The following is a 21,738-nucleotide window of genomic DNA, read 5'->3' as shown; positions in this document are numbered from 1 at the left end:
GCTTTTGCCATCAGGAAGCGTTGCGTTATTCCCGAAAAGTAACGCCCCTTTTGCGCGTTTGACTCGATCTATTTGTTTTGACGCATTTCTGAGCGCAAAACCGGTTCCCGATTTTGGCTCAAATGCTTTAAATCGCTTCACCCTGCAAAAGACGTGGAGTATCGCCTGATAGTCCTGCTGCCTGTTTGATGAAGAAGGATTTGAGGCTTGGTACGCGGTCGACAAGCCCAAGGCCGATGTCGCGGATCGTGCGAATAGCGGGATTGTCATTGGAGAACAATTTGGTCAGCACATCGGTCGTGACACCCATCTGCACCGTGTCGAAGCGGCGCCATGCCTGATAGCGTTCAAGGGCCGCAAAGGAGCCGATATCGAGACCAAGACGATCCGTTTCGACGATGACTTCGGCGATGGCTGCTGCATCACGGAAGCCAAGATTGAGACCCTGGCCGGCAATCGGGTGGATGCGGTGTGCAGCGTCACCCACAAGCGCAAAGCGTGGTTTCACGAATTCACGTGCCAGTGTCAGGCCGAGCGGAAATGCACGGCGCGGGCCTTCGACAGTGAGTGCACCGAGGCGATGGCCGAAACGCTGTTCAAGTTCGGCTTCAAAGATGAAATCATCTTCGCGGATCAACCGTTCGGCATCTGCTGTGCGTTCTGTCCAGACAAGCGAACTGCGGTTGCCGGGAAGCGGGAGAATCGCGAACGGACCGGCAGGCAGGAAATGTTCATCGGCGCGGCCGCCATGCGGACGCTCGTGGGCGACGTTACAAACGATGCCGGACTGATCATAGTCCCAGTTGACCGTCTTGATGCCTGCAATGTCACGCAGGCGCGATTTTGCACCATCGGCAGCAATCAGCAGGCGTGTCGTGAGCGTTTCGCCATTTGCCAGTTTGACAGTGACGGATTCCGGATTGGTTTCGAAATTCTCGACGCTCATGCCTTCGATGAAGGTGATGCCGAGCTTCTCTGCCTGTTTGTGAAGTGCGGTGTTGAGAACGCGGTTTTCAACCATATGCGCGAACGGCTCACCGGGGTTAACGTCGCCTGCAAAGGTGAGATACACCGGACGCACGGGATCAGATGTGCGGGAATCGGTGACAACCATTTCGGTGATGGGCTGAGCTTCGGTAACGATTTCCTGCCAGCAGCCAAGCTTGTCGAGCATCCGGGAGGCTGCGGCTGCAATGGAAGACGCGCGCGGGTCTTTTTTCCATGCGCCAGCCGGTGCGCCATCAATCACCGTAACAGAAAGATGCGGAGCGGCGGACTTGACGGCAACAGCAGTCACAAGCCCGACATAGCCGCCGCCTGCAATGATGAGATCGTTCTTGTCCGTTGTCTTTTGACTGTTAGCTGCAGACATCGCTCGTTCCTTTCGGATATTCAGATCACCCTTCGGTGAAGCAAAGGCTTCCACTTGACAGTTTCTCTTGTGCAGGCACAAACAGTTCACCGAGAATATATTGCCTATATAGGATTTCAGGAGACAGGCTGTCCATGTCAGATAATGAAAAGACTGGGTCCGATAATGAAAAACCGGGTGTCGTGAAAAGCGAACAAACCGCTGCCATGCAGCAACTGCTTGTAACGCTTGATCTCGAAACACTTGAAATGGATCTCTTCCGTGGCAACAGCCCGCAGGTCGGCTGGCAGCGTGTGTTCGGCGGGCAGGTGATCGGTCAGGCGCTGATCGCTGCGCAGCGCACCGTTGAGCCGGATCGGCACGTTCATTCCCTGCACGGATATTTTGTGCGCCCGGGTGATCCGTCCATTCCGATTGTCTATGAGGTTGACCGCATCCGTGACGGTTCCAGTTTCAATACGCGTCGCGTGCTGGCCAAGCAGCATGGCAAGGCGATATTCACATTGTCTGCGTCCTTCCAGATTGATGAAGATGGTCTGAGCCATCAGATTGATATGCCGAAAGACCTGCCGATGCCGGAACAACTGGTCGGCGATCACGATCTGAAGGAAGAATATCTCCACCTGGCCCCTGCAGGCGTGCGCAAATACTGGGAGCAGGAGCGGCCGATTGAAATCAAGCCGGTTTCGCTCAAGCATTATTTTTCGCGTGAGAAGCTCGCGCCCAGCCAGCATGTCTGGGTGCGTGCGCGTGGCATCGTGCCCGACGATCGTGCTCTGCAGGCGGCAATCCTCGCTTATCTGTCGGATATGACGTTGCTCGATACATCGCTTCATCCGCATGGACGCACCATTTTCGACCGTGATTTGCAGGTGGCGAGCCTTGATCATGCAATGTGGTTCCACCGTCCTTGCCGGCTCGATGACTGGCTCCTGTACACGCAGGACACACCAAGTGCTTCCGGTGCACGCGGGTTCAATCGCGGTGCGCTTTACACGCGTGACGGTCTTCTGATTGCTTCAGTCGCGCAGGAAGGACTTATTCGCGTGCATGAAAAAGACAAGTGATGTTATTTTAATCACCAAGGAATTCAGTGGTTAAATTTTATGCATTTGTGAAGTGGCTTGAGCCTGCATGAAATGCAAAAGCTGAATCCGATGAATCACTTAGAGCGGTTTTTCTGTCATCAGAAAGCCGCTCAATTTTTTTATGTTCATATTTTTTTGAGAACCTGGCACCGCTTCAAAGCTCATCTGAAAAGCCCGGAGTTTGGGCGAAAATGCGGTAATCCGTCTCCTGCTTCCATCATTTGTCGTGCAGTGAATATCAGAAAAATTGCACTTGAGCGGTGCTGCCCAACCCAACTGGCACGATTTTTGTTTCTCTCAGTCTGAACCGGTCTTTTCAGCGCAGACGCGTTTGAAGCCGCCATTCGACGGAGATACTCGATGCTCATAACAGGAAGATTCAAGCAAACGGCTTTGGCCACCTTGCCAGCACTGCTCGTTCTTGCAGGAACGGCACTGGCTCAGGATGCAGCCGCGCCCACCCCGACACTTGATACCGGCGATACGGCCTGGATGCTGACTTCAACCGCGCTCGTGTTGATGATGACCATCCCGGGCCTGGCGCTGTTCTATGGCGGTATGGTGCGCAAGAAGAACGTACTTTCGACGGTCATGCAGAGCTTTGCCGTCACGTGCCTTATGTCGGTTCTGTGGATGGTCGTCGGCTATTCGCTGGCCTTCACCGATGGCGGCTCCATGAATGCTTATATTGGTGGATTCTCCAAGGCATTCTTCTCCGGTGTGACGATGGATTCGCTCACGGGCACCATTCCGGAATATCTCTTCATCGTCTTCCAGATGACGTTTGCGGTCATCACACCAGCGCTTATTGCCGGTTCGTTTGCTGAACGCATGAAGTTTTCATCCATGCTGGTCTTCCTGACGCTCTGGTTGTTCATCGTCTATATCCCGGTTGCTCACTGGGTATGGGGCGGCGGTTTCCTCGGTTCAGACGGCGTTCTCGACTTTGCTGGCGGTACGGTTGTTCACATCAATGCCGGTGTTGCAGGCCTTGTTGCAGCGCTCATCATTGGCAAGCGCGACGGTTACGGACAGACCAACATGGCGCCGCATAACCTCGTTCTCTCGGTCATTGGTGCAGCCCTTCTGTGGGTGGGCTGGTTCGGCTTCAACGCTGGTTCGGCTCTCGGTGCAAATTCCCTTGCAGCTGTTGCCATGCTCAACACGCAGGTAGCGACCGCTGGTGCAGCCCTTGCCTGGATGTTTGCAGAATGGGCGATCGCCGGTAAGCCAAGCGTTCTTGGTATCATTTCGGGTGCTGTTGCAGGTCTCGTTGCTGTCACTCCTGCCGCTGGCTTCGTCAATCCGATGGGTGCGCTCATTCTGGGTATTATCGCGGGTGCTGTCTGTTACGTTGCAGCCGTCAAGATCAAGCATGCGCTTGGCTATGACGACTCACTCGATGCATTCGGCGTCCATGGCGTCGGCGGCTTCGTCGGTGCGATCCTGACCGGTGTCTTTGCTGACGCGACGATCAACGCAGCCGGTGAAGGTGCAACCGTAGGTAAGCAGTTTTTTGGTGCTGCGATCACTGTTGTCTACACGGCAGTTGCAACCGCAATCATTCTGTATGTTGTCAAGGCCGTTATGGGGCTGCGTCCAAGCAAGCAGGCCGAAATGGAAGGCCTCGATATCGCTTTGCACGGCGAGTCTGTTCAGTAGAACAGAGTTGTCTCAACAGGAAAAAGGCGCGGGAAACCGCGCCTTTTTCATTTGCGATTGAATTCCTTTGGATAAGTCAGTGCATGGTTAATGGGGAATTAACCATCACAAGGCTAGGATCGCCCCGATTCATTGCGCCCGAGGTTTAATAACCAGACGGCAATAAAACATGGTTCGGGACAGGCTTTATGCGGCAAGGATATTCGCCCTCATACCCGCTTCGTGACGAGCGGATTTCGGAAGACAGGCTGAAACTGGCCAACATCTTCCGCAGGCAGTTCTATATCCTCTTTGGGCTGGGGTTGCTTTCGCTGACCGCTGCGGCTGTGGGCGCGCTTGCGACATGGAATGTTGCGGACCCAAGCCTTAGCCACGCGACGGATAATCCCGTTACCAACGCGCTTGGCTATCCCGGCGCAGTTTTCTCCGATCTTGCGATGCAATTCTTCGGCCTTGCCAGCGTTCCGGTTCTGCTGCCTCTCGTCATCTGGTCGCTGCTGCTCATGACGCGCGGCGGCATAAGCCGGGTTGCGAAGCGCAGCTTTGCCTGGATGGGTGCTGCTTTGCTGTTTGCAGCCATTGCGAGCTGCTTTGCCGTGCCGCAAAGCTGGCCGATGCCTATTGGTCTTGGCGGTGTGTTTGGCGATATGATGCTGCGTCTGCCTGGACTGTTTCTGGGAGCGTTCCCGCAGGGTGCCATTGCATCGGGGATCGCGCTGGTGCTTGCCTTGCCAGCACTCTGGCTTTGCCTGTTTGCAAGTGGAATTGTCGGGCGCCGTGAAGCGCTGGTCAACACGCGGGCTTCACACGGCGCACCTGCTGAAGACGATTTTGCAGATAGTGACGACGAAGAGGATGAAAGCTCTTCAGGCGGCATATCGCAATATGTAGGTGCTCTGACCCATACGATGCTCAGCGCATCTGCGACTTTCAAGCGACTGACTGGACTGAACCGTCGTAAACCGCGTGAAGACGAATATGGCGATATGCGCAGCGTGCGTCGCAGCGCTGAAACCCGCAATAATGCGCGTCGCGATCCGGGTTTTGGTGGTGCTTCCTCCGAACAGCCTCCATTCGATAATGATGATGATTTTGACGGCGGCATGGAAGGGGCACCGCTTGCAGGTGAAGAATGGCACGATGCGCCGCCACAACGCACCAAGGCGCGGGTTGGAGAACGTGCGCCCGCACCAAAGAGCGGTGCGCGTATCCAGCGTGAGGCTCAGCCTTCATTCCTGAAGGAAGGTGGCGCTTTCGAAATGCCGTCTCTGCATTATCTGGCCGAACCAAAGCTCGTGCAACGCGATGCGTCGCTTTCCAAGGATGCGCTCGAACAGAATGCGCGTCTGCTTGAAGGCGTGCTGGAAGATTTTGGCGTGCGCGGCGAGATCATCAATGTGAAGCCGGGGCCTGTTGTTACGCTTTATGAACTTGAACCGGCGCCGGGCATCAAATCATCCCGTGTCATTGGACTGGCGGATGATATCGCCCGTTCCATGAGCGCCATTGCTGCGCGCGTCGCTGTTGTTCCGGGTCGCAATGTTATCGGCATTGAACTGCCGAACCAGAAGCGCGAAATGGTTTATCTGCGCGAAATGCTGGCAAGTCGCGACTTCGAGCAATCGAAATCCAAGCTTGCACTTGCGCTTGGCAAGACCATCAATGGCGAGCCGGTGATTGCCGATATCGCCAAGATGCCGCATTTGCTGGTCGCCGGTACGACGGGGTCTGGTAAATCGGTCGCCATCAATACGATGATCCTGTCGCTGCTCTATCGCATGACGCCGCAGGAATGCCGCCTGATCATGATCGATCCGAAAATGCTGGAACTCTCGATCTATGACGGTATTCCGCATCTCCTGACCCCGGTCGTGACCGATCCGAAAAAAGCTGTTGTTGCGCTCAAATGGACTGTGCGCGAAATGGAAGACCGTTATCGCAAGATGTCCAAGGTGGGCGTCCGCAATATTGACGGCTTCAACCAGCGTGTCGGTCAGGCGCAGAAGAAGGGTGAGCAGATCGCCCGCACAGTGCAGACCGGCTTTGACCGCAATACGGGCGAAGCGATCTACGAAACCGAACAGCTCGATCTTGAACCAATGCCATATATCGTCGTGATTATCGACGAAATGGCTGATCTGATGATGGTTGCAGGCAAGGACATCGAAGGCACGGTGCAGCGTCTGGCGCAGATGGCGCGTGCGGCTGGTATCCACGTCATCATGGCGACGCAGCGTCCATCGGTTGATGTTATCACCGGTACGATCAAGGCCAACTTCCCGACCCGTATCTCGTTCCAGGTGACATCCAAGATCGACAGCCGCACCATTCTTGGCGAACAGGGTGCCGAGCAATTGCTTGGTCAGGGCGACATGTTGTTCATGGCAGGCGGCGGACGTATCCAGCGTGTGCATGGTCCATTTGTCGGTGACGATGAAGTTGAGCGCGTTGTTCAGCACCTGAAGCTTCAGGGCGTGCCGGAATATCTCGATGCTATCACCGAAGATGATGACGAGGATGAAGGCGGCGGTCCAGCCGGAACGTCGAACCTCGAAAATTCGGATGATCCGTATGATCAGGCCGTGGCGGTCGTGTTGCGCGACAAGAAGGCTTCGACTTCCTATATCCAGCGTCGCCTGGGCATTGGCTATAATCGTGCGGCTTCGATCATCGAGCGCATGGAAGAAGAAGGCATTGTCGGGCCTGCCAATCATGCGGGCAAGCGCGAGATATTGGTGCCGACCGGTGACGACGAGTTTTAGAGCATTTCCAGCAAAAGTGCGAAGCGGTTTTGCGTCGGATAATGCAAAAAAACAAAAAGATAGAGCATTTCCAATGATTCAAGAAAAACAGGAAATGCTCTAGGACTCAAATCTCATCGGCTTTAGCTGCCACACTGGTGCCTAACTGCCGGACTATTTTAAGAAGATGATGAAAACAGAGAGTTTGCCGATGATGTTCTCCCGTATTTCCGCATTTGCGAAAGCCAGCCGCTTTGCAGCCGTACTCGGATTGGGAGCATTGGTTCTTGGCGCGGCAGCTCCGGCATTCGTACCAGCTGTCGCACAGGCGCAGGGCGCAGGAAATGCTGCAGCGGCTCAACAGATTGCGGATCACTTCTCTTCCCTGCGCACACTGACCGGTGAATTCGTTCAGTTTGGCCCCAAGGGTGAGCAGACCGGCGGAACCTTCTATCTGGAGCGCCCGGGCAAGATTCGTTTCAACTATGACAAGTCGCCGATCCGCGTCATTTCGGATGGCAATCAGGTTGTCATCAACAATCGCAAGCTCGACACCTGGGATATGTATGCGCTGGGCACCACGCCTTTGAAAATGCTTCTGGCCGATCGTATCGATCTTGGTGGTGGACGTCTTCAGAGCGTCAAGCAGGACCCGGACATGACCACTCTGGTGGTTGCTGACAAAACGGCCTTCGGTAATTCAAAGATCACCATGATGTTTGAGCCAAAGACCATGGATCTCAAGCAGTGGACCATCACCGACGCACAGGGCCTCGACACCACGATCATGGTGTTCAATGTCCGTAGCGGTGTTCGCTTCACCGATGATATGTTCAAGATCGACTATCAGCGCATCGCGATGAAGCGTAAAGGCCAGTAAATCTTCACGCTCGATAATTGCAATTGTCAGATAAATCGTTAGGTTCGCGGCCATCTTTTGATGGCTGCGAGTCTTATCCCCATGACCTTTTCTGTTGCTACCTGGAACATCAATTCCGTTCGTCTGCGCATGCCGCTGGTCGAGCAGTTTTTAAGCGATTATCAGCCGGATGTTCTCTGCCTTCAGGAAACAAAATGCCCGGATGATCAATTCCCTTCCAAGGGCTTTCGTGCGCTCGGGTACGAGCATATCGCGATCAGTGGCCAGAAGGGCTATCATGGTGTTGCGACGATCTCCAAGCGCCCGCTGAGTGACGTCGAGAAGATCGGCTTTTGCGAGATGGGCGATTGCCGCCATCTGAGTGCTGTTGTTTCAGCCGGCGACAAGAAGCTGCGTATCCATAATTTCTACGTGCCTGCGGGTGGCGATGAGCCTGATCCTGCAATCAACCCGAAATTTGCGCACAAGCTCGGCTTTCTGGAGGAAATGCGCGCTATTGTTGCTGACCGGCAGGACGGGAACTCGTCAATTCTCGTGGGCGATCTCAATATTGCGCCGCTGGAAAACGACGTCTGGTCGCACAAGCAGCTTCTCAAGATCGTCAGTCACACACCGATTGAAACCACAACGCTGGAGGATTTGCGTGTGAAAGGTGGCTGGAGCGATCTGATGCGTCAGGTCATTCCGGCTGACCAGAAAATCTACACGTGGTGGAGCTATCGCGCCAAGGATTGGGATGCAGCTGACCGTGGCCGCAGGCTTGATCACATATGGGGTTCGGCTGATCTGGAAGCGCATATGCAGGGTCTGCAAATTCTGCGTGAGGCGCGCGGCTGGGACCGTCCATCCGACCATGTGCCAGTCATTGCGACGTTTGATCTGGATTAATCGAACGCTCAAGCCTATATAGAGCGAAGTTCAGAAGAGGAGAGAAGAGCAATGGATCGTACAGCACTGTTTCAGATGACCAGTGTTTTCAACGTTTCCGGGGCTCTTCATGTCTTCTCTTCTCACTCTTCAGGATATTTCCTGCGTTACGGCTGATGGCCGTACTCTTTTTTCCGGCATTAATTTCAGCGTAACCGGGGGGCGTATCGGCCTCGTCGGGCGCAATGGTATTGGCAAATCCACATTGCTCAAAATCATGAGCCGTGATTTGACGCCTGCAAGTGGAACTGTCACACGAGGCGGCAGGATTGGTGTGCTCGCGCAGAATAGTGGCTGCGACGGTGAGCGAATGCTGGCTGATCTGTTTGGTGCGCGTGATGGTTTTGATACGCTTGCGCGCATTGAATCCGGGCAGGGTGCCGATACCGATTTCGAGCAGGCGGACTGGCTTTTGCCGCAGCGCTTTGATGACGCTTTGCAGATGTTCGGGCTGTCGTTGGAGCCACAGGTATTGCTTTCAGAATTAAGCGGTGGCCAACAGACGCGGGCGGCACTTGCCGCACTTTTGTTTCAGCAACCCGATCTTATTTTGCTGGATGAACCCACCAATAATCTTGATCGCGATGGTCGTCAGGCTGTGGCCGATATGCTGGCCAAATGGTCGGGAGCGGCTGTTGTCGTCAGCCATGACCGTGAATTGTTGCGGACCATGGATGTGATAGCTGAACTTTCACAAGGCGCTTTGACGCTTTATGGCGGCAATTGGGATTTCTATCACGAGCGCAAGGAGCAGGAGCGGGAAGGGGCTGTAGGCGATCTGGAGATTGCGCAGCGTGATGTGAAGCAGGTCAGGCTCAAGGCGCAGGAAGCGGCAGAACGGCAAGCCAAGAGCGATGCACGAGGGCGCAAGTCGCGTGCTGATGCAGGCATGAGCAAGTTGCTGCTCGATGCCCGAGAGGATCGGGCGCAGAAAACCGGTGGCCGCGGCGATGCGCTTGCTGAACGCAATGCGGATCGTGCTCAGAGCCAGTTGCGTGAAGCGGAAGCGAAGGTCGAGCGTGTCAAACCGATGCGTTTTGATGTCGAGGCATCGCTTTCACCATCCGGGCGTGTGGCTCTGGAAATGCTCAATGTCTCCGGCGGGCCGGTGCCTGACCGCCCGGTCATTCGTGATGTCTCGCTCAAGGTTGTCGGGCCGGAGCGTATCGTCATTCGTGGCGCAAATGGTGCCGGTAAAACCTCGTTGCTGCGCTTGATAACCGGGGACTTGCAACCCATTGCAGGAGAGGTCAGGCGCTTTGTCCCGGTTGCCATGTTCGACCAGCAGATGAGCTTGATGGATCGTGAGGCAACGCTCTATGAGAACTTCCGCAGATTGAACAAGGGGGCCAGCGATAATGATGCCCATGCAGCATTGGCGCGCTTTTCATTTCGTGGTGAAAGCGCCTCGCGTCTTGCCGGAGGCTTAAGCGGTGGCGAACTGCTGCGCGCGGCACTTGCCTGCGTTCTGGGCGGAACGCTTAAGCCTGAATTGCTGATTCTTGATGAGCCAACCAACCACCTCGATCTCGACTCCATCGAAGCGCTGGAAACAGCGCTGAATGAATATGAGGGGGGATTGCTGCTGGTCAGCCACGATCAGGCATTTCTTGATGCCATCGGCATTGAACGCGTTATTGAGCTGTAATCAGTCGTTGCCGTTAAGCTGTGGGGCGATTTTCTCAATGTCGGCAATCAGCTGCAGCAGATTTTTGCTGATATGTGCGTGCAGCGAGGCTGCAGCTTCCGGATATTCTTCCAGAATCCGCCGGAAGATAGCGCGGCTGATGCGGATGACTTCTGTCTCTTCCTCAGCCATCGCACCGGTAAGGCGTGTGGTTTGCGCAATGAGCGCCATTTCGCCCAGCATCGCACCGGGGCCTACGGGGCGGATCGTGATCCGCCCTTCGTCTGCATCGTGAAACAAGGTGATATTGCCGGATACGACAATATAGCCGCAGTCAGCGCTTTGGCCTTCGCGGAACAGTTCACGACCGGCGCGCAGCACCAGCCGTTCTGCACCAAAGGCGAGCAGACGCAACTGTTCGGGTGTGAATGACTCGAACAGGCCTACTGAGCCGAGAATGCGGATATCGTCATCGAGCGCCATGGCTTGTCATTACACCCGCATCAGGCGCTGTCCATCATGGGACAAGTTTGTATCCCCCGCTTTCTGTAACCAGAAGCGATGCATTGGACGGATCCTTCTCGATTTTCTGGCGCAGACGGTAGACATGGGTTTCCAGCGTGTGGGTCGTGACACCGGAATTGTAACCCCAGACTTCCTCAAGCAGCACATCGCGGCCGATGACCTTGTCACCTGCACGGTAGAGATATTTGATGATTGCGGCTTCTTTTTCAGTCAGGCGAATCTTGCTGCCCTTCTCATCGAGAAGCAGTTTCTGGCCTGGCTTGAAGGTATAGGGACCAACGATGAATGTCGCGTCTTCGCTCTGCTCGTGCTGGCGCAGCTGCGCGCGGATGCGGGCAAGGAGAACTGCGAACTTGAACGGCTTGGTGACATAGTCATTCGCGCCCGATTCAAGACCGAGAATCGTGTCCGATTCTGTATCATGACCCGTCAGCATGATGATCGGGGCCTTGAAGCCGCCTTTTCGCAGGAGCTTTACTGCTTCACGACCGTCCATATCCGGAAGGCCGACATCCATGATCAGCAAATCGACGACGCCATTGCGGGCGGTCTGGATGCCTTTCGTGGCATTGTCTTCCTGAAGAATCTGGAACTCTTCGCAAAGTTCAAGCTGTTCGACGAGGATGGAACGAAGATCTTCGTCATCGTCCACAACCAGTATTGTACGACCTGTCATGCCTGTCCTCGTTACTCTTTGATTCAAATAGCTGTTCGTGTTTTATGACATTTAATGGCGATAAGTTGAAGCCGTGAAAAAACGCGAGAGCTTTTCGTGTATACCACCAAAAGTTTTCAAGCAGTCAGCATTTGAGGAGGCAGGCTTGACCAGAAATCAAAAAAGCCGCGGAATTGGCATCATCGATGTACGGGCAAAGCCCGGCCATAAGACGCGCGGCCTGCTTGCTGCTGGCAATTTGGTGCTCCAATGTGCACTTGGCAAGGGGGGAATCAGCGCTTTCAAGCGCGAAGGCGATGGCGCGACCCCTCTTTCGTCCTTGCGATTGCGCTATGGCTATCGGCGCGGCGATGCCGGACACCTGCCTTTGTCCCGTCTGCCCTTGAGACGCGTGCGCAAACTGGATGGCTGGTGCGATGCGCCCAATGACGCCAATTATAATCGCCCCGTCAATCTGCCCTTCAAGGCCAGTCATGAGAAGATGTGGCGCAATGATGATGTTTATGATGTCTGCATTGTCATGGACTGGAACATCAGCCCGCGCAGACGTGGCTGCGGCAGTGCAATTTTCTTTCATCTCAGTCGTTCAGGTTTCAGCCCGACTGAAGGCTGTATAGCATTGAAGCGCGCCGACATGGCGCGCCTCCTGCCTCATTTGACCGATAGAACGGTCATTCGTGTTTTGCGGTGATTAGAGCATAATTTTAAAGTGTTAGAGCGACCTTAGCGCGCCCGATAGGGCGCCCGGCGCTCTAATGCGCCGCCGCAGGCACGATCTTCACTTCATTGCCTTCAGCATCATAGAGCTTACCGTTCTGGATATAATCGCCATCATGCAGTTCTGCGATCTGGTGGTGGCGAATGATGCGTTCGGTGCCTTCTGCAAAAACCGACATCTGGTCTGAATTGCCAGCCTTGAACTCATTGAACATGAGATTGAGCGCGATTGCCATCAATGCAGCGGAGCTGATGCCTGAATGAAAAATGGTTTCAAACCAGGCCGGGAACTGATGGTAGAATTCTGGTGCTGCAATCGGGATCATGCCGAAGCCGATGGAGGTAGCCACAATGATCAGATTGATGTTGTTCTGATAGTCGACCTTTGAAAGTGTGCGGATGCCGCTTGCGGCAACCGTTCCGAACAGCACGATACCGGCACCACCCAGCACTGCAGGCGGCACGCAGGCAATCACCCGTCCCATAACAGGCAGAAGACCGAGTGTGATCAGAATAAGGCCGCCCGTTGCCACCACATAACGGCTTTTCACGCCGGTTACGGCCACAAGACCGACATTCTGTGCGAAAGCGCTTTGTGTGAAAGAGCCGACCACGGGTGCCAGAATGCTCGATGCCATATCTGCACGCAGACCGTCGCCCAGGCGGCGGGAATCGACCTTGGTTTCCAGAATGTCGCCAACCGCCAGAATATCGGCCGAAGTTTCCACCAGCGTTACGATGATGACGATGAACATCGAAAGCGTGGCGGCAATGCTGAAAATCGGCCATCCGAAATGGAAGATTTCAGGCAGCGCCATGACAGGGCCTTCCGCGACCCGCGAAAAGTCCGTCATGCCGAGTGACCACGCAATCCCCGTGCCAATAACCATGGCGAGCAGGATCGAAAGGCGTGAAATCGTGGCATTGCCGACCTTGCTCAACAGCAGCACGATCAAAAGCGTTAGTCCGGCTAGGCCGATATTGCTCATACTGCCGAAGTCCGGCGCTTTGCTATTCCCACCCATTGCCCAGCGTGCAGCGACCGGCATCAATGTGAGGCCGATGGTCGTAATCACAATGCCGGTGACAAGTGGTGGAAAGAAACGCGTGACGCGCGAGAATATCGGCGTGATGAGAAAGCCGATCAGCGATGCCGCCATTACTGCACCGAGTACGACCTGAAGCCCGGCCTCTCCTGTTTGTGCTGATGTGACGATGGCGACCATAGTTGCGACACCGGCAAAGGACACGCCCTGAACCAGTGGAAGCTGGCAGCCGAAAAACGGAATGCCGATGGTTTGCAAAACGGTTGCCATGCCGCCTGCGAAAAGCGACGCAGTAATCAGCAGGCCGATTTCGCTGGGACTGAGGCCTGCTGCCTGACCGATGATCAGTGGTACAGCAACAATGCCGCCATACATGGTCAGAACATGCTGGAAGCCATAAGCGAGGTTGGCCGCAACGGATAGTTTTTCATCTTCGGGACGCGGACTGGCCGCTATCCCGGTTGGGTGTGTATTCACGTTTATCCCTCCCGATGTCTCTCCTCAAAGACAGGGGGTGAGTATATCCTTCAAGTGTCCACTGACTGCATTGCTTTTGGTTGAAGTTGTTTTCGATGTGAGCGGGTGAATGCAATCATGCTAATGCTTCGCGCATCGCATCGCTCAGAACGGCAAAGATATAGGGCTCTATCGATTGCGCAACATTGAAACGCAGATAGCGGGTTGCACTGCGTGATGGGCTGAACACATCGCCAGGTGCAAGCAGAACACCTTTTTTGAGCGCATAAGCCGCGATCTGGCCGGAGTCCATCCCTTCGGGCAATCGTGCCCAGAGAAACATGCCGCCCTGCGGCTCGGTCCAGAGTTCAAGCCCTGTCGCCTTGAGCCTTTTGGCAGCCATGGTCATGGCATCTGCAAGCTTTGCACGCAGGCCATCGATGTGGCGTCGATAAGTGCCATCGGTGAGAAGAGAGTGCACAATCTGCGCTGAAACCGTGTTGCCCGCAAATGTGCTGGCAAGCTTGAGATCGGTCAGGCCGTCGATCCAGTCACGACGACCGGCAATATAGCCAACACGTGCTGCAGCCGAGAGAGTTTTCGAGAAACTGCCGATATGCAGCACCCGATCAAAGCCGTCGAGTTCAGCAAGCAATGGCGTGGGAGACGGATGAAAATCGCCAAAAATATTGTCTTCGACCAGCGTGATGTCATGCATTTCTGCAAGCTTGAGCAGTCGGTGTGCAATGGCGGGCGTCATGGTGCCGCCGGTTGGATTGTGTAGCCCGGCATTGGAAATATAAAGCTTTGGCGCCTGCTCTTCTGCAGCTTTGGCGAAGGCCTCAAGGTCTGGGCCATTATGGGTATAGGGAATACCTATGATTTTTACCCGGTGAGAGAGAAGCACCGCCTGAAAATTGAAATAGCAGGGATCATCCACCAGCACTGTATCGCCGGGCTGCAACAGAAAGCGGCAGATGAGGTCGATGGCATGGGTGCCGGAATCGGTCAGCAATATATCCCCGCTGGACATATCGATCCCCTGTTCGGACAATTTGCGTGCCAGATGGTTTCGCAAAGGGCGGAAGCCAAGCGGCTCACCATAGGTGGTGAGATTGCTGTTCTCATCGCGTGCCATCGCCCGCATGGCGCGACGAATGCCTTCCAGGGGCAGCCATTCATCGGGTAGCCAGCCGCAACCCGGCTTATAAGTCTCGCTGTCAGCTTCAAGCGATTGCCGCATGACCCAGAAAGGATCAATCTGCCGGTCCTTCTGGGGCATGTTTGCCGCCACGGTGAAAGGCTGGCGTGCGCGTTCGGAAACATAGAAACCCGCACCACGGCGCGATTGAATGATACCTTCCGCTACCAGACGGTCATAGGCTTCGACAACGGTTGATTTTGATACATGCATGGTTTCGGCCAAACGGCGGATCGACGGCAGTCGTGCACCGGGAGCGAGGCTCATGGCCGCAATACGGTCGCGAATGATGGTCATGACCTTTTCAACGAGCGATATTTTCTCGGGCGCATTTTTTTCATCACTGCGCTCGCTTTGTCCGCCGAGATAGGCGGCCTCTACAGCCTCAAGACTGCGCAAAAGGCCCGTCGAAATCATCTGTACCATCCTTCGTATCAGTACAGTTTACCAAAATTGTCCGGTAATTGTCTCTGATTATTTGGCCAACTTCGCGGCACTGTACCGGAATCATCTATACAAAATTGCAAAAGATCGAAAAGACACAATGAACAAGACAGCGGGTTGGATTAACGGATTTCTGGGGGTTCTCATTTTCAGCGGGTCGTTGCCTGCGACACGTCTGGCGGTAATCGATATCGACCCGACCTTCCTGACCATGGCACGAGCGACGATTGCAGGTCTTCTGGGCTTGATACTTCTGCTCGCTTTCCGTGAGCCTTTCCCGCGTCGCAATGACGTTATTTCACTGATCGTCGTAGCGCTTGGTGTGGTGGTTGGTTTCCCGTTACTGACAGGCATTGCGCTGCAGCACATGACATCGGCACATGCGATTGTCTTTATCGGTCTGCTGCCTTTATCGACGGCTTTGTTTGCCGTGCTGCGTGGCGGTGAAAATCCGCGCCCTCTGTTCTGGCTGTTTTCGGTTGCAGGGGGCCTCATCGTTGCCTCCTATGCTTATGGGCAGGGTAGCCAGTCCACACTGCTCGGCGATGTTCTGATGCTGGGTGCAATCATTGTCTGCGGACTTGGCTATGCGGAAGGCGCGAGCCTGTCGCGACGGCTGGGCGGCTGGCAGGTGATCTGCTGGGCGCTGGTCTTCTCGTTGCCGGTCATGCTGCCGCTCAGCATCCTGACGCGTCCGGAAACGTGGTCCGGTATCGGGGCGATGGCATGGGGCGGGCTTGCCTATGTCACGCTGTTTTCAATGCTGATCGGCTTTTTCTTCTGGTATCGTGGGCTTGCCCAGGGCGGTGCGGCGGCTGTCGGCCAGTTGCAATTGTTGCAGCCATTCTTTGGGCTGATGCTGGCCGCATCCATCGCCGGTGAGCCGGTGAGCATGGGCATGGTGTTGACCGCTGGTGTGGTTGTTCTGTGTGTGGCTGGTGCGAAAAAGTTTGCTTAGAGCGCATTTCGATCTGATTGGATCAGACCGGCGCTCTAAATATTTGTTTTAACGCGCATCTTTTCCGAAAGCCGTTTCACACTTTTCGGGATGCGCTCTAGACAAAAGCTTGTCGCCCAAAAGTGGGAACCGGTTTTGAGATAACGACAAGCGTTATAAAAAAGTCCAAACCGTCGTGCGCTTGACTTCCGCATCCTCAAGCGCACGGGTGACCGGCACTGTGTAAACGGCAAGCTGCTCAAGCCTGTCCTTTGGCAGATAGGCGCGACCCGGATCACCGACAATGATGCGGGCACCGCGTGCCGCAAGCTTTGAAAACCACGGGATCAGACGATCTGCGAGCGGTCTTTCGTAGAAAACATCGCCAGCAAGCACCACGTCCCAGTCATGATCCTGATCGATCAGGTCTGTGAGTGTCGGGGTGATGGCAACGCTGTTTGCAGCCGCATTGATTTCGATTGCCGGAAGCGCAAAGGGATCGATGTCTGAAGCCAGAACGCTTTTCGCCCCCGACTTCATCGCTGCAATGGCAACGAGGCCCGAGCCGGATGCGAAATCCAGCACGGTTTTGCCCGTAACCCTATCGGGATGATCAAGAATATAGCGTGCGACGCCCTGACCGCCGGCCCAGGCAAAGGCCCAGAAAGGTGGCGGAAGACCGATGGTCGCCAGCTCTTCCTCGGTTTTATGCCAGAGGTCGTGGGCTTCATCGGCCAGATGGAGGCTGATTTCCGGCACATGCGGTGGCGCTTGCAGGCCAGTATTGGCCAATATGAACTCACGCGCATTTTTATGTGCCGGATTGAGCATCAGATGTCTTTGGCGTCCAGTCCGCCCATGCGGCAAACTTCGATCCATTCGTCTTCCGTTACCGGCTGTACCGAAAGACGCATGGACGTGACGAGCGCCATTTTTTCGAGCTTCGGATTGGCTTTCACATCTTTCAGCGTGACAGGCTTTGGCACATCGCACACGGCCTTAATGTCTACGCAATCCCAACGCGGATCATCTGTGGTGCTGTCAGGGTGCGAAAGCGCGCAAATCTCGACAATACCCACCACTTCCAGACCTTCGTTGGAATGGTAGAAAAAGCCTTTGTCGCCGAGCTTCATGGCGCGCATGTTGTTGCGTGCCAGATAGTTGCGTACGCCGTCCCACTGCTCGCCTTGTTCGCCGCGGGCTTTCTGCATTTCCCATGACCATTTGAACGGTTCGGACTTGAACAGCCAGTAAGCCATGATGAATCCTTATGCGTTTGCTGGATTGTTGATGGCCCAGTTCCATGGGCGCACGGTCACATCGGCAAAAAGGCCAGCCAGAGCATAAGGATCATTCGCCGCGATCTTTTCGGCTTCTGCCTTGTCGGCAGCTTCCACAACAACGAGGCTGCCATTCGGCTTGCCATCTTCACCAAGGAACGGGCCTGCAAATTTCAGCACATCACCGAGCGACTTGAGATAGTCGAGATGGGCCGAGCGCGTATCAAGGCGCACTTGCAGATGATCGGGCTTGTCGTTGCACAGAAGAGCAAAAAGCATGTTATTCTAACCTTTTTATTTGTGCATGATCTTATCTGAAAACCGGTTCCCACTTTTCAGGATCATGCATTAATCCTCGGTCTTGAGTGGTCGGTTAAGAAGAGCCGTAACGGCCTCATCAATCGTGATTTTTCCGGCAAGAAGCGCTGCAACAGCCGTAATGATCGGCGCAGGGATAGCATGCTTCTTACAGAGTTCGGCGGCAATTGGAGCGGTTGCAACGCCTTCGGCTAGTGGGCGATTGGAGAGGTCTTCACCACGTCCGATAGCAAGCCCATATGAATAATTGCGCGATTGCGAGGAAGAACAGGTCAGCATCAGATCGCCAAGGCCTGAAAGCCCCATGATGGTTTCAGGCTTTGCACCCATGGCCTGCCCTATGCGTCGCAATTCGGCAAAGCCGCGTGTAACGAGGGCTGCCTGAGCGCTGGCACCATAGCCGCGCCCAATGGCAGCACCTGCCGCGAGAGCCAGAACATTTTTGAGTGCGCCGCCGATTTCAACGCCCTTGAGATCGGTGGTGGAATAGCAGCGAAAAGCGGGTCCAGAAAGCGTTGCAGCCAGCTGATCGGCGATGGTGGCATCTTCGCAGGCAATGGTCACAGCCGTTGGCAGACCGCGCGCAACATCGGTTGCAAAGCTCGGACCGGAAAGCGCACCGATCGTATGATTGGGCAGAACTTCTGCAACCACTTCCGACATCAGTCGCCCGGTCTCGCGCTCAATGCCCTTGGCGCAGAGAATAACGGGTGCGGATTGCGGGATAAGGCTGCTTAGTTCCTGAAGCCCTTTGCGCATGACCTGCGCCGGAACCACAACAAGAACGATGTCGGCATCCAGGAAAACGGCCTTGGCGTCTGTGCTGGCGCGAATGCCTTCCGGCAATTCTATTTCGCCAAGATATGCTGGGTTGCGGTGCTGGTTGTTCACATGTGCAACCGTTTCGGCATCACGGGCATAAAGCCATGCGTCGTGGCCACCGATCGCCGCCATGGCCGCGAGAGCGGTCCCCCATGCGCCGCCACCCAGAACGGCAATTTTAGCTTTGTCGCTCATGCTTTTGCTCCGCGACGTCCGGTGCCGAACATGGGCGCTGATTTTTCATCAAGCGGCCAGCGTGAGCGCGGAGCAAGATTGAGCGAATCAGGGCCTTTGGTTGCTGCACGCTCGGCACCTGCCCATGCAATCATTGCCGCATTATCGGTACAGAGATTGAGCGGCGGCGCGATGAAGCTGAAACCATGCTTTTCGCAAAGCTTTTCCAGCGAAGCGCGCAAGGTCTTGTTGGCCGCAACACCACCCGCAACGATCAGCGAAGGTGTCGCGCAATCCGGGAATTCTTGTTTGAAGCGCTCCAGCGACCGCTTCACGCGATCTGACAAGGTATCAGCTACTGCATCCTGAAATGATGCGCAAATGTCTGCCACGTCCTGATCGGAAAGGGGGCTAAGTTCTGTTGCAGTCTGGCGCACGGCTGTCTTGAGACCGGAGAAGGAGAAGTCGAGCCGTGCTTCGCCCTTGAGCGGTCTTGGCAACGGAAAACGCTTGGCGTCGCCCTGCAAAGCCATGCGTTCAACAGCCGGACCGCCGGGATAAGGCAGGCCGAGCAGCTTGGCGGTTTTGTCGAAAGCCTCGCCCAGCGCATCGTCGATTGTCGTGCCGAGGCGCTCATAGTCGCCGAGGCCACGCACCAGAACCATCTGTGTGTGACCGCCGGATACAAGCAGCAGCAGATAAGGAAACGGAAGATTGTCGGTCAATCGTGCGGTAAGCGCGTGACCTTCCAGATGATTGACCGCATAGAACGGCTTGTTTGCTGCCATGGCCATGGCTTTTGCGGTCATCAGCCCGACAATAAGCCCACCGATAAGGCCGGGACCGGCGGTCGCAGCAATCGCGTCCACTTCATCAAGCTTCACATTGGCGTCTTTGAGCGCGCGTTCTACCAGCCGGTCAAGCGCTTCTACATGGGCGCGCGCGGCGATTTCCGGCACCACGCCGCCATAAGGTTCGTGTTCGGCGATCTGGCTGAGTACCACATTGGACAAAATATGCCCTTTGCCGTTATCGTCACGTTCGACGATGGCGGCGGCTGTTTCGTCGCAACTTGTCTCTATTCCAAGAATGCGCATTTGCGGTTAGACCCTGCCTGTCTCAAAACTTTACATAAGTATTTCCCGGAAACCCGGTATCATGGACGGCGCGATATGCAAACAGCATCCTTGAAGATTGGTACTAGAGGCAGCAAGCTTGCGCTCGCGCAAGCCTATGAAACCCGTTCCCGCCTGATTGCCGCGCATGGCCTCAATGAAGATGCGATTGAAATCGTTCCGATGTCGACAGCCGGAGATCGCATTCAGGATCGCCCGTTGTCGCAGGTTGGCGGCAAGGGGCTGTTTACCGAAGAGATTGAAGCAGCGCTGAAAGACGGCCGCATCGATCTTGCTGTGCATTCCACCAAGGATATGCCGACTGTTCTGCCGGAAGGTCTACATCTTTCCACATTTCTGGAGCGCGAAGATCCGCGCGATGCTTTCGTTGGCCGCACATCAAAACGCTTTCTCGATCTGCCACAGGGCTCGGTCGTGGGCTCGTCATCGCTGCGTCGTCAGGCAATGATCAAGCGTCTGCGCCCCGACATTCAAGTGGTGATGTTCCGCGGCAATGTCCAGACGCGTCTTCGCAAGCTGGAAGAAGGCGAAGTGGATGGCACGTTCCTCGCCTGCGCCGGATTGAAGCGACTCGACCTTGCCGATGTGATTACCGATTTGCTTGATCCATCGATCTTTCTGCCTGCGCCGGGACAGGGCGCAATCGGTATCGAAAGTCGTATTGGCGATGAAAAAATCGATGCATTGCTGAAGCCGTTGGCGCATCGCGACACGCATGTGGCGCTGGCTTGCGAACGCGCGTTTCTGGCAACCCTTGATGGCTCTTGCCGCACGCCGATTGCAGGCCTTGCGATTGTCAATGGAGACAAGGTCTCGTTCCGTGGCATGATCCTGACGCCAGATGGTCGTGAAGCGCATGAAGTAACCGCAGAAGGTTCTGCTTCCGATGCTGCCGCGCTCGGATCGGAAGCCGCCAAACGTGTACGGACGCAAGCTGGTGCAAAGTTCTTTGAAGGCTGGGAGTAACATTGGCGGAAGAGCGAAAGGCAGTGCTTGGCGGTCGTGTTCTGATCACTCGGCCAGAACCATCGGCATCATTGACGGCGGCAAAGCTTGCCGATCTGGGGTTTTCGCCTGTCTCTTTGCCGGTTAGCCATACGGTCGCGCTTCAATTCTCAATCAGGAATCAATCGTTTGATGCGCTTGCAGTGACGAGCGCCAATGCGTTTCGACACGTACCAAATAAACAACTTCAACCGTTGAAAACCCTGCCGCTGTTTGCTGTCGGCGAAGGTACAGCGCGTGCCGCACGGGAAGCAGGTTTTCGGACTGTGATTGAAGGCGGCGGTGACGCGGTGCGTCTGGCTGCCGGGATGGCTGAATATCTGCCGAAAAGCGCACGGGTTCTTTATCTCGCAGGACGTGTGCGTCAGCCCGTATTTGAGCATCAGGTGTCGAAGACGGGCTTTACTATGACAGTCCGGGATGTCTATGACATCGCGACAATCGACTATTCAGTCAATGAAATCAAAGCCACGCTTGCCAAAGGTCCATTTGTCGCGGTGCTGCTTTATTCTGCTGTCGCCGCGAAGCTGTTTGTCGAGTTGATGCAGAAAACTGACGCGCAGTTTGACGAGAAAACGCGGTTTCTCAGCATTTCTGAACGTGTTGCCGACTGCTTGCCAGAGGAATGGCGCGCGCAGGCACTAATTGCGGATCATCCCGATGAGAGTGGTATTTTTCGTTTGTTTTCCAAACTTTGACTCTTT

The 21,738-nt window shown here is 55.1% G+C and carries 20 protein-coding genes; 10 read left to right on the top strand and 10 right to left on the bottom strand.

The features are described from left to right. Window positions 1–127 precede the first annotated feature (127 nt). Window positions 128–1,372 carry a ubiquinone biosynthesis hydroxylase gene (locus C9380_RS11645; RefSeq protein WP_024898544.1) on the bottom strand — a complete coding sequence of 415 codons (1,245 nt, stop codon included), beginning with the start codon at window positions 1,370–1,372 and terminating at the stop codon, window positions 128–130. A gap of 134 nt (window positions 1,373–1,506) precedes the next feature. Between C9380_RS11645 and tesB the strand changes: the two genes are divergently transcribed. The 6 genes from tesB (at window position 1,507) to C9380_RS11615 (ending at window position 10,318) form a co-directional block, all read left to right on the top strand. Then, entirely contained in the window at window positions 1,507–2,439 is a 933-nt protein-coding gene (gene tesB, locus C9380_RS11640; RefSeq protein ID WP_024898545.1) for an acyl-CoA thioesterase II, read from the top strand. A gap of 381 nt (window positions 2,440–2,820) precedes the next feature. Continuing rightward, window positions 2,821–4,122, top strand: coding sequence for an ammonium transporter (locus C9380_RS11635; protein ID WP_024898546.1), 1,302 nt, complete (start codon window positions 2,821–2,823; stop codon window positions 4,120–4,122). Window positions 4,123–4,310: 188 nt separating this feature from the next. Beyond that, complete coding sequence (locus C9380_RS11630) at window positions 4,311–6,884, top strand: DNA translocase FtsK (protein ID WP_128093573.1); 2,574 nt, start codon at window positions 4,311–4,313, stop codon at window positions 6,882–6,884. A gap of 190 nt (window positions 6,885–7,074) precedes the next feature. Further along, window positions 7,075–7,743 (top strand): outer membrane lipoprotein carrier protein LolA, encoded by a 669-nt coding sequence (locus tag C9380_RS11625; protein WP_024898548.1) that lies wholly within the window; start codon window positions 7,075–7,077, stop codon window positions 7,741–7,743. Between the two features lie 81 nt (window positions 7,744–7,824). Continuing rightward, window positions 7,825–8,631, top strand: a complete 807-nt coding sequence (locus tag C9380_RS11620) for an exodeoxyribonuclease III (protein WP_100558471.1) — start codon at window positions 7,825–7,827, stop codon at window positions 8,629–8,631. Between the two features lie 109 nt (window positions 8,632–8,740). Further along, window positions 8,741–10,318, top strand: a complete 1,578-nt coding sequence (locus C9380_RS11615; RefSeq protein WP_128093572.1) for an ABC-F family ATP-binding cassette domain-containing protein — start codon at window positions 8,741–8,743, stop codon at window positions 10,316–10,318. Here C9380_RS11615 and C9380_RS11610 read toward each other — a convergent pair whose 3' ends face one another. After that, the gene (locus C9380_RS11610; RefSeq protein ID WP_024898551.1) at window positions 10,319–10,780 is read right to left on the bottom strand and encodes a cyclic nucleotide-binding domain-containing protein; all 462 of its coding nucleotides are present in this window, start codon (window positions 10,778–10,780) and stop codon (window positions 10,319–10,321) included. A 34-nt stretch (window positions 10,781–10,814) separates the two neighbouring features. Beyond that, a complete protein-coding gene (optR, locus tag C9380_RS11605) occupies window positions 10,815–11,498 on the bottom strand; it encodes a response regulator OptR (RefSeq protein WP_024898552.1) in 684 nt (227 codons plus the stop codon). A gap of 145 nt (window positions 11,499–11,643) precedes the next feature. Between optR and C9380_RS11600 the strand changes: the two genes are divergently transcribed. Then, a complete protein-coding gene (locus C9380_RS11600) occupies window positions 11,644–12,189 on the top strand; it encodes a L,D-transpeptidase family protein (RefSeq protein WP_024898553.1) in 546 nt (181 codons plus the stop codon). Between the two features lie 61 nt (window positions 12,190–12,250). On the opposite strand, the gene C9380_RS11595 is transcribed toward C9380_RS11600, so the two are convergent. Together C9380_RS11595 and C9380_RS11590 are read right to left on the bottom strand one after the other, a co-directional pair. Continuing rightward, window positions 12,251–13,738 (bottom strand): nucleobase:cation symporter-2 family protein, encoded by a 1,488-nt coding sequence (locus C9380_RS11595; RefSeq protein WP_024898554.1) that lies wholly within the window; start codon window positions 13,736–13,738, stop codon window positions 12,251–12,253. 115 nt (window positions 13,739–13,853) lie between these two features. After that, the gene (locus tag C9380_RS11590) at window positions 13,854–15,335 is read right to left on the bottom strand and encodes an aminotransferase-like domain-containing protein (RefSeq protein ID WP_024898555.1); all 1,482 of its coding nucleotides are present in this window, start codon (window positions 15,333–15,335) and stop codon (window positions 13,854–13,856) included. A 127-nt stretch (window positions 15,336–15,462) separates the two neighbouring features. Here C9380_RS11590 and C9380_RS11585 point away from each other — a divergent pair, with 127 nt between their 5' ends. After that, entirely contained in the window at window positions 15,463–16,320 is an 858-nt protein-coding gene (locus C9380_RS11585; RefSeq protein WP_100558475.1) for a DMT family transporter, read from the top strand. A gap of 153 nt (window positions 16,321–16,473) precedes the next feature. Here the strand turns inward: C9380_RS11585 and C9380_RS11580 are convergent, their stop codons facing one another. The 5 genes from C9380_RS11580 to tsaD form a co-directional block, all read right to left on the bottom strand. Continuing rightward, complete coding sequence (locus C9380_RS11580) at window positions 16,474–17,130, bottom strand: class I SAM-dependent methyltransferase (protein WP_100558476.1); 657 nt, start codon at window positions 17,128–17,130, stop codon at window positions 16,474–16,476. Further along, on the bottom strand, window positions 17,130–17,558 hold the full coding sequence (locus tag C9380_RS11575) for an EVE domain-containing protein (RefSeq protein ID WP_024898558.1): 429 nt from the start codon (window positions 17,556–17,558) through the stop codon (window positions 17,130–17,132). The genes C9380_RS11580 and C9380_RS11575 overlap by 1 nt, the downstream gene beginning before the upstream one ends. A gap of 9 nt (window positions 17,559–17,567) precedes the next feature. Continuing rightward, the gene (locus tag C9380_RS11570) at window positions 17,568–17,858 is read right to left on the bottom strand and encodes a YciI-like protein (protein ID WP_024898559.1); all 291 of its coding nucleotides are present in this window, start codon (window positions 17,856–17,858) and stop codon (window positions 17,568–17,570) included. 69 nt (window positions 17,859–17,927) lie between these two features. Then, complete coding sequence (locus C9380_RS11565; RefSeq protein WP_128093571.1) at window positions 17,928–18,914, bottom strand: NAD(P)H-dependent glycerol-3-phosphate dehydrogenase; 987 nt, start codon at window positions 18,912–18,914, stop codon at window positions 17,928–17,930. After that, the gene (gene tsaD / locus C9380_RS11560; RefSeq protein ID WP_100558480.1) at window positions 18,911–19,990 is read right to left on the bottom strand and encodes a tRNA (adenosine(37)-N6)-threonylcarbamoyltransferase complex transferase subunit TsaD; all 1,080 of its coding nucleotides are present in this window, start codon (window positions 19,988–19,990) and stop codon (window positions 18,911–18,913) included. The genes C9380_RS11565 and tsaD overlap by 4 nt, the downstream gene beginning before the upstream one ends. Before the next feature lie 75 nt (window positions 19,991–20,065). Between tsaD and hemC the strand changes: the two genes are divergently transcribed. Both hemC and C9380_RS11550 read left to right on the top strand, forming a co-directional pair. Further along, window positions 20,066–20,995: a hydroxymethylbilane synthase gene (gene hemC / locus C9380_RS11555; RefSeq protein WP_128093570.1), complete on the top strand. Its 930-nt coding sequence runs from the start codon at window positions 20,066–20,068 to the stop codon at window positions 20,993–20,995. A 2-nt stretch (window positions 20,996–20,997) separates the two neighbouring features. Beyond that, window positions 20,998–21,732 carry a uroporphyrinogen-III synthase gene (locus tag C9380_RS11550; RefSeq protein WP_128093569.1) on the top strand — a complete coding sequence of 245 codons (735 nt, stop codon included), beginning with the start codon at window positions 20,998–21,000 and terminating at the stop codon, window positions 21,730–21,732. The last annotated feature ends 6 nt before the right edge of the window (window positions 21,733–21,738 follow it).

Source organism: Brucella pituitosa (assembly GCF_003049685.1).
Taxonomy (GTDB): domain Bacteria; phylum Pseudomonadota; class Alphaproteobacteria; order Rhizobiales; family Rhizobiaceae; genus Brucella; species Brucella pituitosa.
The sequence above is the reverse complement of the archived record's forward strand: the minus strand, read 5'-3'. Positions and strand labels throughout refer to the sequence as shown.

Coding starts and splice junctions, on each gene's coding strand:
- C9380_RS11615 (WP_128093572.1), top strand. CDS start 8,741: ATGTCTTCTCTTCTCACTCTTCAGGATATTTCCTGCGTTACGGCTGAT.
- C9380_RS11580 (WP_100558476.1), bottom strand. CDS start 17,130: ATGCTCAATCCGGCACATAAAAATGCGCGTGAGTTCATATTGGCCAAT.
- C9380_RS11590 (WP_024898555.1), bottom strand. CDS start 15,335: ATGATTTCGACGGGCCTTTTGCGCAGTCTTGAGGCTGTAGAGGCCGCC.
- C9380_RS11570 (WP_024898559.1), bottom strand. CDS start 17,858: ATGCTTTTTGCTCTTCTGTGCAACGACAAGCCCGATCATCTGCAAGTG.
- tesB (WP_024898545.1), top strand. CDS start 1,507: ATGTCAGATAATGAAAAGACTGGGTCCGATAATGAAAAACCGGGTGTC.
- optR (WP_024898552.1), bottom strand. CDS start 11,498: ATGACAGGTCGTACAATACTGGTTGTGGACGATGACGAAGATCTTCGT.
- C9380_RS11630 (WP_128093573.1), top strand. CDS start 4,311: ATGCGGCAAGGATATTCGCCCTCATACCCGCTTCGTGACGAGCGGATT.
- hemC (WP_128093570.1), top strand. CDS start 20,066: ATGCAAACAGCATCCTTGAAGATTGGTACTAGAGGCAGCAAGCTTGCG.
- C9380_RS11620 (WP_100558471.1), top strand. CDS start 7,825: ATGACCTTTTCTGTTGCTACCTGGAACATCAATTCCGTTCGTCTGCGC.
- C9380_RS11645 (WP_024898544.1), bottom strand. CDS start 1,372: ATGTCTGCAGCTAACAGTCAAAAGACAACGGACAAGAACGATCTCATC.
- tsaD (WP_100558480.1), bottom strand. CDS start 19,990: ATGCGCATTCTTGGAATAGAGACAAGTTGCGACGAAACAGCCGCCGCC.
- C9380_RS11575 (WP_024898558.1), bottom strand. CDS start 17,558: ATGGCTTACTGGCTGTTCAAGTCCGAACCGTTCAAATGGTCATGGGAA.
- C9380_RS11565 (WP_128093571.1), bottom strand. CDS start 18,914: ATGAGCGACAAAGCTAAAATTGCCGTTCTGGGTGGCGGCGCATGGGGG.
- C9380_RS11610 (WP_024898551.1), bottom strand. CDS start 10,780: ATGGCGCTCGATGACGATATCCGCATTCTCGGCTCAGTAGGCCTGTTC.
- C9380_RS11585 (WP_100558475.1), top strand. CDS start 15,463: ATGAACAAGACAGCGGGTTGGATTAACGGATTTCTGGGGGTTCTCATT.
- C9380_RS11635 (WP_024898546.1), top strand. CDS start 2,821: ATGCTCATAACAGGAAGATTCAAGCAAACGGCTTTGGCCACCTTGCCA.
- C9380_RS11625 (WP_024898548.1), top strand. CDS start 7,075: ATGATGTTCTCCCGTATTTCCGCATTTGCGAAAGCCAGCCGCTTTGCA.